Source organism: Enterococcus sp. NBRC 3427 (assembly GCF_007996925.1).
Classification (GTDB): domain Bacteria; phylum Bacillota; class Bacilli; order Lactobacillales; family Enterococcaceae; genus Enterococcus_B; species Enterococcus_B lactis.
This window is the reverse complement of sequence record NZ_BJLL01000035.1, coordinates 1-13,875: the sequence shown is the minus strand read 5'-3', so window position 1 is coordinate 13,875 and position 13,875 is coordinate 1. Positions and strand designations below refer to the sequence as shown.

The 13,875-nt window shown below is 39.1% G+C and carries 14 protein-coding genes; 6 read left to right on the top strand and 8 right to left on the bottom strand.

Going from position 1 to position 13,875, the window contains the following annotated elements:
- Positions 1 to 125 precede the first annotated feature (125 nt).
- From ESP02_RS08545 to ESP02_RS08535, 3 genes are read right to left on the bottom strand one after another with little or no spacing between them, the layout of a single operon-like run.
- Positions 126 to 1,076 (bottom strand): metal ABC transporter substrate-binding protein, encoded by a 951-nt coding sequence (locus ESP02_RS08545; protein WP_002374903.1) that lies wholly within the window; start codon positions 1,074 to 1,076, stop codon positions 126 to 128.
- On the bottom strand, positions 1,077 to 1,916 hold the full coding sequence (locus ESP02_RS08540; RefSeq protein WP_002308137.1) for a metal ABC transporter permease: 840 nt from the start codon (positions 1,914 to 1,916) through the stop codon (positions 1,077 to 1,079).
- Positions 1,913 to 2,659 carry a metal ABC transporter ATP-binding protein gene (locus ESP02_RS08535; RefSeq protein WP_025478537.1) on the bottom strand — a complete coding sequence of 249 codons (747 nt, stop codon included), beginning with the start codon at positions 2,657 to 2,659 and terminating at the stop codon, positions 1,913 to 1,915. Before ESP02_RS08535 ends, ESP02_RS08540 begins: the two co-directional genes overlap by 4 nt.
- 238 nt (positions 2,660 to 2,897) lie before the next feature.
- Here ESP02_RS08535 and ESP02_RS08530 point away from each other — a divergent pair, with 238 nt between their 5' ends.
- Positions 2,898 to 4,268, top strand: a complete 1,371-nt coding sequence (locus ESP02_RS08530) for an amino acid permease (RefSeq protein ID WP_002314512.1) — start codon at positions 2,898 to 2,900, stop codon at positions 4,266 to 4,268.
- A gap of 50 nt (positions 4,269 to 4,318) precedes the next feature.
- Here the strand turns inward: ESP02_RS08530 and ESP02_RS08525 are convergent, their stop codons facing one another.
- The 4 genes from ESP02_RS08525 to ESP02_RS08515 all read right to left on the bottom strand — a co-directional run bounded on the left by ESP02_RS08525 (position 4,319) and on the right by ESP02_RS08515 (position 7,170).
- Positions 4,319 to 5,215, bottom strand: coding sequence for a LysM domain-containing protein (locus ESP02_RS08525; protein ID WP_038398437.1), 897 nt, complete (start codon positions 5,213 to 5,215; stop codon positions 4,319 to 4,321).
- A gap of 113 nt (positions 5,216 to 5,328) precedes the next feature.
- Positions 5,329 to 5,499, bottom strand: a complete 171-nt coding sequence (locus ESP02_RS13335) for a hypothetical protein (protein WP_002291423.1) — start codon at positions 5,497 to 5,499, stop codon at positions 5,329 to 5,331.
- On the bottom strand, positions 5,496 to 6,173 hold the full coding sequence (locus ESP02_RS08520; RefSeq protein WP_029682540.1) for an NAD(P)H-dependent oxidoreductase: 678 nt from the start codon (positions 6,171 to 6,173) through the stop codon (positions 5,496 to 5,498). The genes ESP02_RS13335 and ESP02_RS08520 overlap by 4 nt, the downstream gene beginning before the upstream one ends.
- Positions 6,174 to 6,264: 91 nt before the next feature.
- Complete coding sequence (locus ESP02_RS08515; RefSeq protein ID WP_002312019.1) at positions 6,265 to 7,170, bottom strand: AraC family transcriptional regulator; 906 nt, start codon at positions 7,168 to 7,170, stop codon at positions 6,265 to 6,267.
- A 174-nt stretch (positions 7,171 to 7,344) separates the two neighbouring features.
- On the opposite strand from ESP02_RS08515, the gene ESP02_RS08510 reads away from it, so the two are divergent.
- The 5 genes from ESP02_RS08510 (at position 7,345) to ESP02_RS08490 (ending at position 12,934) form a co-directional block, all read left to right on the top strand.
- On the top strand, positions 7,345 to 8,799 hold the full coding sequence (locus ESP02_RS08510; protein ID WP_002374893.1) for a glycoside-pentoside-hexuronide (GPH):cation symporter: 1,455 nt from the start codon (positions 7,345 to 7,347) through the stop codon (positions 8,797 to 8,799).
- 15 nt (positions 8,800 to 8,814) lie between these two features.
- Positions 8,815 to 9,846, top strand: coding sequence for an aldose epimerase family protein (locus ESP02_RS08505; protein WP_002374892.1), 1,032 nt, complete (start codon positions 8,815 to 8,817; stop codon positions 9,844 to 9,846).
- Between the two features lie 6 nt (positions 9,847 to 9,852).
- Positions 9,853 to 11,040, top strand: a complete 1,188-nt coding sequence (locus ESP02_RS08500; protein WP_002314506.1) for a galactokinase — start codon at positions 9,853 to 9,855, stop codon at positions 11,038 to 11,040.
- 153 nt (positions 11,041 to 11,193) lie between these two features.
- A complete protein-coding gene (locus tag ESP02_RS08495; RefSeq protein ID WP_025478536.1) occupies positions 11,194 to 12,576 on the top strand; it encodes a Y-family DNA polymerase in 1,383 nt (460 codons plus the stop codon).
- Positions 12,548 to 12,934 carry a hypothetical protein gene (locus ESP02_RS08490; protein ID WP_002314505.1) on the top strand — a complete coding sequence of 129 codons (387 nt, stop codon included), beginning with the start codon at positions 12,548 to 12,550 and terminating at the stop codon, positions 12,932 to 12,934. Before ESP02_RS08495 ends, ESP02_RS08490 begins: the two co-directional genes overlap by 29 nt.
- A gap of 122 nt (positions 12,935 to 13,056) precedes the next feature.
- On the opposite strand, the gene ESP02_RS08485 is transcribed toward ESP02_RS08490, so the two are convergent.
- Complete coding sequence (locus ESP02_RS08485) at positions 13,057 to 13,725, bottom strand: DUF421 domain-containing protein (protein WP_002308119.1); 669 nt, start codon at positions 13,723 to 13,725, stop codon at positions 13,057 to 13,059.
- Positions 13,726 to 13,875: the final 150 nt, after the last annotated feature.

Genomic DNA, 13,875 nt, shown 5'->3' with positions numbered 1-13,875 from the left:
TCCTTACTCTAACTATAACGGAATTTTCTCAAAAAGGGTATCTGTACGCCGAAAAACATCATAATTTTTTCCGGTTTCTTGTAAAAAAACGCAAGGTCCGCTCCTTAAGCCAGACCTTGCGTTTTTCAGCTCTCTTTTGTTTGGGATAAACCTTCATGGATTGTTTCGATGTTCCATTTCATCATCTGATAGTAAGAATCTCCTTGTTCCCCTTCTTTGGCTATAGAATCAGTGAACAATTTATCATAAATTTCCAAACCCGTTTCTTTTGCTACTCGCTCCATACTTCTTGGATCTACACTGGTTTCCACGAATAAAACTGGCACTTCTTTTGCTCTTACCTGATCAATAATTGCTTTCATTTGGTCAGGCGTGCCTTGGCTTTCTGTATTGATTTCCCATATATATGCTGCTGGCAAATCATAAGCCCTTGAAAAATATTTGAATGCTCCTTCACTTGTTACTAATAATTTTTTGTTCTCTTCGATAGAAGCAAAACTTTCCTTCGCTTGTGTATCTAATTCTTTTAGTTTTTCCACATATGTTTCTGCATTTTTCTTATAATGTGTCGCATTTTCTGCATCTTTTTCAGAGAATATACGTGCGATTTCCTGCACATATTTTATTCCGTTAGACAGGTCTAGCCAAGCATGAGGATCCGCTTTTGTATTTTCTTCACCGCTAGTTAAATAAAGAGGTTCTACATTTTTGCTAACTGCAAAATAATCTTTTCCTTCTTCTTTCTTAGCTGTTTCCATCAAGTTATCGAACCAGCTGTTACCTGTTTCAAGATTCAATCCGTTGTATAAAATGACATCTGCGTCGCTTGCCTTTTTGATGTCTTCTGGTAGTACTTCATATTCATGCGGATCTGTTCCGACTGGTACGATACTGTGGATATCTATTTTATCTGTTCCAACCTCTTTTGCCATATCCGCCAAAATCGAATTGGTTGCTACGACTGACAGCTTTTCTTTACTTACTTCGTCTGCTTGATCTGAAGTTTGCTTTCCGCAACCAACTAACGTTAATAAACTAATTGCCAGGATCAAAAAAAGTGATTTCTTTGTTTTCATCTATCTGCTTCCTTTCTGAAATAAAATTCCTTTTGTTGGTGAGAATAAAAAAGCAAGAATAAAAAATGCGGTACATGCTAAAACAATCGTAGCTCCTGATGGCCAATTGTAACTATAACTGAAAAATACGCCGACAACGGCACTGAACATACCGATCCCTGCAGCCGTGATAATCATTTTTAATAAATGGTTCGTCAACAAGTAAGCTGTGGCAGCTGGTGTGATCAACATGGCAATCACCAAGATCGTTCCTACCGTCTGCAAACTAACTACAGCGACTAATGTCAAAAAGAACATCAAAAGATAATGGATCAGTGACGTATTCAGCCCATAAGCTTTTGCCATTGTTGGATCGAATGATGTGATCTTCAATTCTTTATAAAAGAAAAAAACAAATATCAAGACGATTCCGCTGACTAGTGCTGTCAGCAGCAGATCGCTCTCCCTAACAGCTAAGACATTCCCAAATAAAATATGATACAGGTCTGTCGCACTTTGAGCATATGAAATCAAGATGATCCCTAATGCAAAAAACGAACTAAAGACAATCCCGATTGCTGTATCATTTTTCAATCGGCTCCGCTGTGTCACGAAACCAATCACCGCTGCTGTCAACATCCCAAAAGCAGTGGCTCCAAAAATGTAACTAAAACCAAACATATAAGAAATGGCTACACCTGGAAGAACAGCGTGAGAGATAGCATCTCCCATCAAAGACATCCCACGTAAAATAATAAAGGAACCGATGACTCCAGAAGCAAGTCCTACAAGCATGGAAGTGACCAAGGCATATTGTAGAAATTGATAATTCATCAGTCCATCAATAAAAGATTGGATCATTTTTTCTCTCCTCCTTTTACTAAATGTCCGATGATCTCACCATAGGCCAGTTGAAGATTCTTTGATGTAAAGACTTCTTGTACTGGACCAGAAGCGATCAGCTGTTTATTTAAAAGAACAACTTCATCGAAATATTCTTCTACTTTATGAAGATCATGATGGACGATCAGAATCGTTTTTCCTGAATTCTTCAATTCTTGCAAGATGTCAAAGATTTTTCGTTCACTCAATGCATCGATTCCTACGAATGGTTCATCTAAAAAGATCCACTCTGCGCCTTGAGCTAGAGCTCGTGCAATAAAAACTCTCTGAAGCTGACCGCCCGATAGTTCGCTGATCTGTCTTTTGGCATAGTCTTCCATCCCTACTTTTTTTAATGCTTGTCTTGCTCGTTCTTTTTCTTTTTTCCCGGGCCGCTGTCCGATTCGTAAAGATGGATACGTCCCTAAAAGTACAACGCCTAACACATCGATTGGAAAGGAAAGATCCAATTCGCTTCGCTGCTCCACATAGGCTATTTTTTTACGGACTGATTTTACTGGCTGTCCGGAAAAAGCGACTTTACCAGTAGAAGCTGGTATCAACTCTAGCAATGCTTTCATGAATGTTGATTTTCCTGCGCCATTTGGTCCGATGATACCAGTGATTTTTTGTGGCTTTATTGTTAAATTGATGGTTTTCAAAACAGTTTTCCCTTGATAAGCGGCTGAAAGGTCTTGAATTGCAATGGCCGTTCGTTCCAAATCCCACACTCCTTTTTAGGTTTCCCTAACTTTTTATTTAAATATAGTTTAACTAAAAAGGAAAGCATTTACAAGTAGAAAGATGAAAAAGTTTTTTTCGAATTTTCCTCGCATTTTATGAAAATTTTCTGTAGAATCACATCAAGAGTTCAATAAGGCTAACCTAAAAATAATACAACTATCTATTGAAACGTTTAATTATTTTTCCTGTTGACTCAACAACGAAAGGAGTTTTTGTATGGAAGAAGAAAAGTTAACTCGAAGTCTTAGTGCCCGTCATATCCAAATGATCGCACTAGGTGGAACGATCGGTGTCGGTCTGTTTATGGGTGCCTCCTCAACCATACGCTGGACAGGGCCCTCAGTGATGGGAGCTTATGCGATTGCAGGATTCTTTTTGTATTTGATTATGCGTGCTTTAGGCGAAATGCTTTACGTCGATCCTTCGACTGGTTCTTTTGCAAATTACGCGAGCGAGTACATCCATCCTGTGGCTGGCTACTTGACCGCTTGGAGTAATATTTTTCAATATATTGTCGTAGGGATAAGTGAAGTAATCGCTGTAGGATCTTATATGAATTATTGGTGGCCCAATCTGCCAGCAATTATTCCCGGCATCATTGTCGTCTTATTTCTTATGTTGGCAAATCTTATTTCTGTCAAGGCGTTTGGCGAATTAGAATTTTGGTTTTCGATCATCAAAGTCATAACAATCATTTTGATGATCATTGCAGGTCTTGGGGTGATTTTATTTGGATTTGGTAATCATGGCCAGGCGGTAGGAATTTCAAATCTTTGGAAAAACGGTGGATTCTTCACTGGCGGTGTCAAGGGCTTTTTCTTTGCATTATCGATCGTCGTTGCTTCCTATCAAGGGATCGAACTGATCGGAATGACTGCTGGCGAAGCAGAGAATCCTAAAAAGACGATCATTGAAGCTGTTCAATCCACTATCGGTCGAATCTTGATTTTTTATATTGGTGCCATTTTTATCATTGTGAGTATTTATCCGTGGAATCAATTGAGTGAGATTGGCTCGCCTTTTGTCCAAACTTTTTCTAAAATCGGCATTACATTTGCTGCAGGGTTGATCAATTTTGTCGTGATTACAGCGGCATTATCAGGTTGCAATTCAGGTATTTTCAGTGCAAGCCGTATGGTCTATACACTTGCGATGAATGGAAAGATGTCTAAAAAGTTTCTGAAATTATCTCGTCATGGTGCGCCTTTTTACCCTGTCGTAGCCATCTCAGGCGGAATCTTGATTGGTTTGATCTTAAATTATCTTCTGCCAATGTTCATCAACCAGTCAGAAAATATCTTTGTCTTCGTATACAGCTCAAGTATTTTACCTGGTATGGTTCCTTGGGTGGTGATTTTGATCAGTGAGATTCGCTTCAAAAAGACTCACGCAGATAAAATGCATGATCATCCTTTTAAAATGCCGCTGTCTCCCTACACGAATTATGCGACACTTGCTTTTTTAGCTATCGTGTTGATTTTCATGTTTATCAATCCTGAAACAAGGATTTCTTTGATCATTGGTCTCGTTTTCTTGCTTTACATGACGATCCATTACTTTATACGTGAAAAAAGAACCGCCAAATAAAAAGAACGAAGCTTCCATCAAGGGAGTCTTCGTTCTTTTTATTGCTTTTATCAATTCAATTTTAGTGTCTCACCGGGAGTCAGGAAATAATCGTCCATACTCATCCCATTCAGTGACAAAATCGTTTCTACTGGTACGCCAGTTCGCTCAGCTATTTGATTTGGACCTTCTCCTTCCAAAACAACAGTTGTCGCAGCCTGTGACGTCGTACTGCTAGTAGTCGTTTCAGTGTTTTCTGTTATGTCTTGCGTTGTTCGAGCTTGCATTCCAGAAGCTTCTGTCGATTCTATCGTCTCAGACTCAGAAGATGCTGTTTCTTGTGTGCTTGTTGACTCTGCTTGAAGAGAAGCGCTCGTCTGCAAATATATGTCGGAAATCTTAGCGACATGATTCGTATAGTTAGCCGATAGCTGATTGATCAAGGTATCTAAGGCTACACCGTCTTTATTATCTGCTGACTGATACGCTGCACGTAATTTTCCGATTCCTTCGTCGGAGATTGCTTGGAGCTCACGTGCTTTTTGGTTAGCAACTGCGGATAAACCAGCTATGCCCTCTTGATTTCCCTGGATTTCTGTTTGGTATTCTTCAATCAACACAGGTGTCTTTTCTTCCATCTTTTTCGAATAATCATTGACGATTGCTTGGAGTTGCTCTGGCAAATCATCTGCTGTTTTTTCTTCAGAAGTTTGTGTTTCTTTTGTTTCAGTCGATGCCTCACTTGTTTGTTTCGCATCTGTTTTCTTTGTCGTTGTTTCCGTTACGGTCATGCTTTTTGCATCTGACGAATTTTTCCCGTGAAAATACAGCCCTGCTACTCCTCCTGCTATGATCAAAAAAACGGCAACTGCTGCCCCAATCATGATCATCCGCTTACGTGCTGCCTGTTTTTGCTGTCTTCTTCGGGTCATCCGAACATTTTCTCCCCACTCATTTTCATCATACATTTTTTTCACCACCAATTTTTATGTATAACAGCGTTATCAAACGCTTCATATTCTTATTGTAGCAAATAATTGTCATTGTGCACATTTTTATCCTTGTTATTTATAAGAAAATTTCACCAGTTGAGATGATTCCAAGATCGTCCGTCGATTTCTCCTTGCAACTGTGTTGTTCGTTCATCTATCTCAGCCATCAGTTTCTTTATCTCATATAAGAGTGCACGGTCTTGATATTCTGATTTTTCACTTAATTCATCTAATTGTTGGATCAACCATTCATTTGTCATAATGAAGTTCCTTTCATTTCTTGCAGTGTAAAGGACAAGTCTTCGATCTGCTCTTTTGCGTCAGTCAGTGCTTCTATGATATATGTTTGTTTTTCCGAATCTTCTTCCTGCATTTTCTGATTTTCCTGTACTCTTTGAATAAACCAGTCAATCCGTTGAGTAAGCGATGGCTTCCCTTCCAATGAGAGATACTGCTGATAAGCAATTAGCTTCTCCCAACGTTTTTCTTGGGATAAATACATAAATTGTGCTAAAACGAATGGCGGAAGATAGGTCATATGGAATTTGTTTGCGATTCGCTGATATGGTCTCAAAAATTCGGAGATCGTATATTCTTCTTTCCCTCCAGCTTGATATTCCTTTTCCGCCACACCTGTTGTCAATACGATCCCTAATTCTTTTCCTTCTAATACATGTGCTGCTTGTTCCAAAACATTATCTTGCCAAATTTTTAAATGAGCAGGGGAACTATACCAGTAAAATGGAAACTGGAAAATGATTCGATCATGCTGTGCTAGGAGCTGTAGCTCAGCCTTTACATCTATCTTTCCATCTGGATAACTTGATTCTAAATGATGCCAAGTAACGGATAAACTGGCAGAAGCTTCTTTGAAAAATTGCTGATTCAGAGATTCCTCCATCGTTGGATGGCTGATGATGATAAGTGTGCGCATCCCTTCTCCTCCTTTTTTAGTCTTCGTTTTACAGTGTAGCATAACCGCCACAAGTTTCTTTTGCCGATGCTTGTCCTTTTGTCCAAGCAAATTAGGTCGTCCAAGAGACTGCAGTTTGTTTTTCCAACTGTTTTTTCAAAGTATCCAAAGCAATATTCTTAAAATTTTCGTTTTTCATCCGTTTACGATAGTTCGTAGCCGTTTCTCCGGTACTCTTTTTGAACATTCGGCTAAATACGACTAGACTATTGAACCCTACTTGATAGGCAATGCTTTCCACGGATTCATCCGTCAGGGAAAGAAGAAATGCCCCTCGATTAATCCGTACCCCGATCAAATATTCCTTGATACTAGTACCCATATGATTTTTGAATACTCGTGACAAGTGACTCCGGTTGACAGCTAAATGCTGGGCGATTTCCTCAACAGATAAATTTTCCGCATAATGTGCCTCGATATATTTGACTGTCTCAACAGCTAAGGAGGAATGAACTTTTTGTACGCCACCGCTGATCTTTCCGCCGTCTTTTAAAAGGACTGATAAAAAACGGTAGGTTAGTGCTGTTAACTGTAATTCATTTTCCAAGGTTTCTTCCGTATCTTTCATGCATTCTAAAATAATGTCGATATATTTTTGTATATCGGAAGAGACCATCGTGTACTGGTCTTCTCTGAAAAGCGACTGCCGGATGATTTCTTCTGCCGCATGTCCACCGAAAGAAAGCCAACAATACATCCATGGATCTTCTCCATCTGATAAGTAAAATGTCGAGTCTCCTGGACGAATCAAGAATAGATCTCCTTTTTTCAATTGAAACTGTTGATTTTTCACATGATAAGATCCTTTGCCTTCCATCACGACGTGTAAGATGTAATCATTGCGAATAGCAGGACCAAAAGAATGAAACGGCATCGTTTTAGAGAAGCCGCAAAAATCAAAATACAATTCTTTTTCTACTTGTTGATGTTCCTTTTTTAAAAAAATCGATTGCTCCATTTCTTCCCCTCCTTACTTCTTTAGTATAATGCAACAAAAAGTTAAATAAAAGTCACAGAAATATATTAAAAAGGAAGCGATTTCTTGTTAAGTTTAAGTCATTAAAAGATCTTTGTTATTCGTTGTAACCGGTTTACTTAGTATTATATATTGAACAGGAGAGGAATACAGATTATGAAAAGCAAAATGATCCAACGTGTGTCCTACGCTTTAGGCGCTTTTGGACACGACACATTCTATGTTACATTAAGCACTTATTTTATGGTATTCGTGACAAGCCAGATGTTTGCAGGAACAGATAAGGCAACGAATGCAAAAATGATTGCTACAGTTACAAGCTTAGTTGTAGGTATCCGCTTAGTTGAAATTATTTTTGATCCTTTGATTGGTGGCGTTATTGATAATACCCGTACAAAATATGGTAAATTCAAACCATGGTTAGTTATCGGTGGTATTGTTAGTTCTGTACTCTTGGTAGCAATATTTACCAATTTCTTTGGCTTAGCTACTCATAATACAACTTTATTTATCATATTATTTGCAATCGTTTTCATCTTGCTGGATAGTTTTTATTCATTCAAGGATATCGCTTTTTGGTCAATGATTCCTGCTTTGAGCACGGAAACAAAGGAACGTGAAAAATTTGCTACGTTTGCTCGTTTCGGCTCTTCTCTAGGTGCAAATGGTACTACACTAGTCGTTGTCCCTATCGTTACTTTCTTTACCTATCTTGTTACTCATAAACATATTGAAGGCGCTTCAGGTTGGTTCTGGTTCGGTGTGATTGCTGCTGTTATTTCAGGCGGTACTGCGATTATCACTGCCTTGGGAACAAAAGAAGTCGATACTGCGATCCGTCAACAAAATGAAAAAGCCGGAATCAAAGATGTGTTCAAAGCAGTTGCACAAAATGATCAATTGATGTGGCTTGCCCTTGCTTATATCGCTTATGCAATTGCTAATGTAGCAACGACTGCTGTATTGTTCTACTTCTTCAAATATGTACTTGGCCAACCAACTGAATTTTGGATCGTTGGGCTAGTTGCTGCCTTACTTGGTTTAGTAGCTGTTCCACTATTCCCAATGCTTACACGCGTCATCTCTCGTCGCTACGTTTACCTTGGCGGAATCACAATGATGATTTCTTCCTACTTTTTCTTTACGATCGCAGGTTCAAGTTTGCCAATCGTTATCATCGGGTTAGTATTGTTCTACTTCCCTCAACAATTGATTTTCTTATCCGCTTTGATGACAATCACAGACTCTGTTGAATATGGTCAATGGAAAAATGGTATCCGTAATGAAGCTGTTACTCTCTCTATTCGTCCTTTACTAGATAAAATCGCTGGTGCTTTGTCTAACGGGATCGTAGGTTTTGTCGCTATCGCTTCTGGGATGACTGGTAATGCTACTGCTGCTGATATCACTGCTCATGGTGTAACGACTTTCAAAGCTTATGCATTCTATGCTCCTGCTGCTTTGATGATTTTCTCCGCTATTATTTTTGCTTGGAAGATTACATTGACAGAGAAAAAACATGCACAAATCGTTGAGGAATTAGAAAACAAGTTGGCTCCAGCTGATACAATGGAAGATGAACTTCACGATGCAGTAGTTCCTTCACATTAAGAAAGGATCTTGAAAATGAAGATTACAGAAAAAGATTTCGGCCAAGGTTATCATTTGATAACCTTGGAGAATAAAAACAAGCTAGTACTTTCTGTCTCTGATTTAGGTGCTAGGATCGTTCGTTTAAAAACAAATGATCAAGAATTAGTTTTGGGATTTGACACCGCTGAAGAATATATCGAAAAAGACCCGTATATCGGCGCGTCTATCGGTCGCACCGCAGGGAGGATCGAAAATGGCCGCTTTTCTCTCAATGGAAAAACTTACCAATTAGCTACAGATCCAAAAACTGGGCATAATCTGCATGGTGGTTCTCCTGGATTTGAATTAAAAAAATGGTCTTATGTCATTTTGAATGGCGAAAATGAAGCTTCTGTCATTTTTACTACTACAAGTCCCGACGGAGAACATGGTTTTCCAGGTACATTGGATGTGGAAGTCCGTTATACTTTGACACAAGATAATATCTGGCGGGTGACCACTCGCGGCATCAGCGATCAAGATACTTTATTCAATCCGACAAATCATGTCTACTTCAACTTGACGGGAGATGCTTCTCAAACGATCGATCAACATGAGCTTTGGCTCAATAGTGAAGCTTACGCTCCTTTACGAGCAGACAGTATTCCTATAGGAGTAAAAGAAAATACTGCAAGGAATGCTTTCGATTTTCAAACGCCTAAAAAACTAGCGTCCGTTTTTGCTAGTGATTTGGATCAAAAAGAACTCGTTGACGGAATCGATCATCCATTTTTCTTAAAAGAATCTGGCTTGGATAAAGAAGCTGCTCACTTGACTAGTCCGGATAAAAAAATCCAAGTAGATATCGCTACAGATGCTTCTAGTATGGTTATTTTCACTGCAAATTTCGGTCCAGAAACACCAGAAATGCGTGGTCGAAAACTGGCACATCACGGCGGCATCACATTTGAGACTCAAACAGCTCCAGGGGCAGAGCGCTTCTCAGCATTTGGTTCGATTCATTTAAAAGCCGGAACAACATTTGAAACAGTGACAGAATTCAAAATCAAAACAAGAGAGGAATAACTCATCATGGAAATCAAAAGAAGCTTAAACACAAAATTTGCCGAAACATTCGGCCCTAAAAAAACTACACAATACTTCTCGCCAGGTCGCATCAATTTGATTGGTGAACACACAGATTACAATGGCGGTCATGTCTTCCCTGCTTCCATCACTTATGGAACGCAAGGAGTCGCCGCACCTAGAGACGATAATAAAATATTAGTTTATTCCACAAACTTTGATGATATCGGTGTCATCAGTTTTACTTTAGACGAGCTAGAATATGATAAAAAAGCAAATTGGGCAAACTACGTAAAAGGAATGGTCCTTAAATTAAAAGAAGCTGGACACCCAATTGATCATGGATTTGAGTTGTTGGTGGAAGGAACAATTCCTAACGGTGCAGGACTTTCCAGTAGTGCTTCATTAGAATTATTGGTAGGTGTTGTATTAGAAGATCTGTTTGATTTAAAAACGGATCGTTTGGAACTAGTCCAAACGGGTAAAAAAGTAGAAAATGAATTCATCGGTGTCAATTCAGGTATCATGGATCAGTTTGCCATCGGCTTCGGTGAGCTAGATCATGCGATTTTGTTAGATACAAATACGCTGAAATATGAAATGGTCCCAGTGAAACTAGATGGTTATGCAATCGTCATCATGAATACGAATAAACGTCGGGAATTGGCAGATTCAAAATACAATGAACGCCGCAGCGAATGCGAAGAAGCCTTGGCACGTCTGCAAAAAACTTTGCCTATCTCTTCTTTAGGAGACTTAGATGAAGAAGAATTTGAATCAACTATTGACCAAATCGGTGATGATACATTGATACGCAGAGCTCGTCATGCTGTTTATGAAAATCAACGTACTTTGAAAGCAAAAGCTGAATTAGAAGCTGGAAACTTGGAAGCATTTGGACAACTGCTAAATGATTCTCACCACTCTCTTCGCTATGATTATGAAGTGACTGGGATCGAGTTAGATACACTAGTGGACGCTGCTCAAAAACAAGAAGGTGTCTTAGGTGCACGAATGACAGGAGCTGGATTTGGTGGCTGTGCGATTGCTCTTGTCAAAGAAGAAAATATACCTGCCTTCAAAAACAATGTCTATGATGAATATATGAAAGTTGTCGGCTATGCTCCAGAATTTTATGTTGCACACATTGGAAATGGGACAACAAAGATCGATCCAGAAGCCGTTCATGTTTGATAGAAAAATCAATGAATACAGCTAAATAAATAGGTACAAATAACCTCTCAGCAATTTTCAAACATGAGCAAAAGGCTCACATTTGAAAATTGCTGTTTTTTATTGACACAAAAAGGGAACATGTGTTCTAATTGTGTAAAAGAGGTGATTGTTATGTGGGCGAATCAAAATCCAGTATTTGTTTATGAAAAAGAACCTTCACGAGATATTTTATGTATTGACTGCAAATCTTTTTACGCCTCCGTAGAGTGCGTGGAAATGGATCTTGATCCCCTTACAACTAAATTAGTAGTAATGTCCTATCCGTCTGATTCGACAGAAAAACGGGGTAGCGGATTAATCTTGGCTTCCAGTCCTGCAGCAAAAAAAGCATACGGCATCACCAATATCAGCCGCGCCAGAGATTTACCCTTTCCCTATCCAAGTGATTTATATATTGTTGCTCCAAGGATGGCCTATTATATGGAAAAAAACAGAGAAATCAATACTATCTATAAAAAATATGCAGATGAAGCGAACCATCATGTCTATTCCGTTGATGAAAGCTTCCTTGATGTAACAAATAGCATGGCACTCTTTGGTAAAACGAATGCGTACGACATGGCTAAGCTGATCCATAAAGATGTATTTGAACAGACCGGAATCTACACGACTATAGGAATCGGTGATAACCCACTACTTGCTAAACTAGCCTTAGATAATGGCTCAAAAGACGGAAAACAAATGATTGCTGAATGGCGTTATGAAGATGTCCCAGAAAAGTTATGGACAATCTCAGATATCACTGACTTTTGGGGAATCGGCAAACGAACAGCAAAACGACTGAAACAAATGGGTATACATTCGGTTTATGATTTAGCTCACGCGGATTATTATCACTTGAAAAGCACGTTAGGGATCATCGGTACTCAGCTTTATGCCCATGCTTGGGGAATCGATCGAAGTTTTTTAGGGCAAGAATATATACCGAAATCAAAAAGTATCGGAAATAGTCAAATTCTAGATAGAGATTATACGAGGCAAGAAGAAATCGAGATTGTTATCAAAGAAATGGCCGATCAAGTCGGCACCCGCTTGAGACGATCTGCAGCAAAAGCACAAGTAGTCAGCTTATGGGTAGGATACTCCTTAGGTTATCTTGATCCAAATGGTAAGACCGGTTTTCACCAGCAAATAAAAATCGAAGCGACAAATGCTAGCAGAGATCTAGCAGATGCTTTATTGACCATTTTCCACCAGCATTACCGCTGTCAGGATATTCGACGTATTGGCGTGAACTGTTCCAACCTCGTATACGCGACAGGTTTACAGCTTAACCTTTTTGAAGATCCTGAGAAGCAGATAAATGAAGCAAAAGTTGATTTTGTAGTCGATACGATCAGAAAAAAATACGGCTTTAAATCAATCATCCATGCGCATAGTCTCTTGCAAGGAGGACGCGCCATTGCACGTAGCTCTCTCGTTGGTGGGCATGCAGGTGGTATGAGTGGATTAGAAGGTGGAAAAGATGAGACGGACAGCAAAAAAATTCATTGACTATAACGAGTATCGAGATCGTCCATTTGGATTAAAATGGGGAACCGCTTTTGCGATGGAAGAACTAGTCAACGGTATCAAAAAAAATGAAGAAGAAGCACGCAAACAACCTATCCCTAAACAACAAATGACATTACAAGAAATCGATAGTATACTGACAGAAGCTTTTTTATCTCGTAAAGCAGTAATCATCCAGCTCAATTTAACAGATGAATTTGGAAGACTCTTAGATGAGGTTGAAGGTCATTTCATTGGTGAAGCCTATGAAGATTATTTTATGATCGACCATCAGCCGATAGTTTGGGAAGACGTACGGCATATTGAGTTAAAAGAAACAAAAAAATGGTTTGTGACATGAGAGGCTGTTCAATCAGCGTTTTGATCTTATTATTAGCTGATTGAACAGCGTTTAGTGGAGATTGCGAAAAAAGTCGCTTAGTTTTGAGTATCAAGTCAAAGAGCTGATTTCACAACCTCTCTCTATCCATCTATCCGGTAAGATTCATGCATCACGTCTTCTTTGTTTAGTACGTAGAACCCTTTTTCTTCTGACCATTCGACATAAATCAGCTGTTTTACGTCTGCATAGCCTTCTTTCTTCAAATTCTCCAGAAGCCACGATTCATCTAGTTGATTGGATTGAAGTACTTTATGCTGGATTTGTCCTTCGTCCACTAGCAGGATCGACAAAGCTTTGTCATCATCTGATTTTTTCAATACACTCATTTGACCGGCATTCTCTAGGATAACATGTTTGGCATTTTCAAGAGAAAAGCATTCCTGCTGTCTTAAGATTGCTCGCAACTGCTCCATCTCGATATGGTTATTTGCCAACTCTGTCATGTTGATGACGCCGTCTTTGATTAAAACAGAGGGCTCGCCTTTAACCCAGCGATTGACTTTTTCATTTTTTTGGACGATACGTTCGATACCATAAATCATTACTGCCCAAAGCGCAATGGCAAATAGGACATGACCTACATGGACATTGTCATCATAGGTTGATTCTTCTAAGATCCCCCCTAAAACAAGCGTATAGACTAAATCAAATGGTGTGATTTCCGACATGGATTTCTTCCCAAGCAAACGCACCACTAATAACAAGCCAATCAACCCGAATACCAGTTTCATTGTGATTGAAAAAACCATTCTTTCTCCCCCTAACTATCTGTTAATTAAATTATATATGCTTTCTCTCAAACACGCATGGAATATACAAGGAAGAAATGTATCCTTTCACTAAAAAAAGGACTGTGACACGAGTCGTGTCACAGTTCCTTATTCCGAACAAAGGGTGTT

Bases quoted from the DNA above. Each gene is read 5' to 3' on its own strand.
- ESP02_RS13335 (WP_002291423.1), bottom strand. From the start codon at position 5,499: ATGACAAATGAATGGTTGATCCAACAATTAGATGAATTAAGTGAAAAA.
- ESP02_RS08540 (WP_002308137.1), bottom strand. From the start codon at position 1,916: ATGATCCAATCTTTTATTGATGGACTGATGAATTATCAATTTCTACAA.
- ESP02_RS08530 (WP_002314512.1), top strand. From the start codon at position 2,898: ATGGAAGAAGAAAAGTTAACTCGAAGTCTTAGTGCCCGTCATATCCAA.
- ESP02_RS08510 (WP_002374893.1), top strand. From the start codon at position 7,345: ATGAAAAGCAAAATGATCCAACGTGTGTCCTACGCTTTAGGCGCTTTT.
- ESP02_RS08490 (WP_002314505.1), top strand. From the start codon at position 12,548: ATGAGACGGACAGCAAAAAAATTCATTGACTATAACGAGTATCGAGAT.
- ESP02_RS08545 (WP_002374903.1), bottom strand. From the start codon at position 1,076: ATGAAAACAAAGAAATCACTTTTTTTGATCCTGGCAATTAGTTTATTA.
- ESP02_RS08500 (WP_002314506.1), top strand. From the start codon at position 9,853: ATGGAAATCAAAAGAAGCTTAAACACAAAATTTGCCGAAACATTCGGC.
- ESP02_RS08495 (WP_025478536.1), top strand. From the start codon at position 11,194: ATGTGGGCGAATCAAAATCCAGTATTTGTTTATGAAAAAGAACCTTCA.
- ESP02_RS08505 (WP_002374892.1), top strand. From the start codon at position 8,815: ATGAAGATTACAGAAAAAGATTTCGGCCAAGGTTATCATTTGATAACC.
- ESP02_RS08515 (WP_002312019.1), bottom strand. From the start codon at position 7,170: ATGGAGCAATCGATTTTTTTAAAAAAGGAACATCAACAAGTAGAAAAA.
- ESP02_RS08520 (WP_029682540.1), bottom strand. From the start codon at position 6,173: ATGCGCACACTTATCATCATCAGCCATCCAACGATGGAGGAATCTCTG.
- ESP02_RS08525 (WP_038398437.1), bottom strand. From the start codon at position 5,215: ATGTATGATGAAAATGAGTGGGGAGAAAATGTTCGGATGACCCGAAGA.
- ESP02_RS08485 (WP_002308119.1), bottom strand. From the start codon at position 13,725: ATGGTTTTTTCAATCACAATGAAACTGGTATTCGGGTTGATTGGCTTG.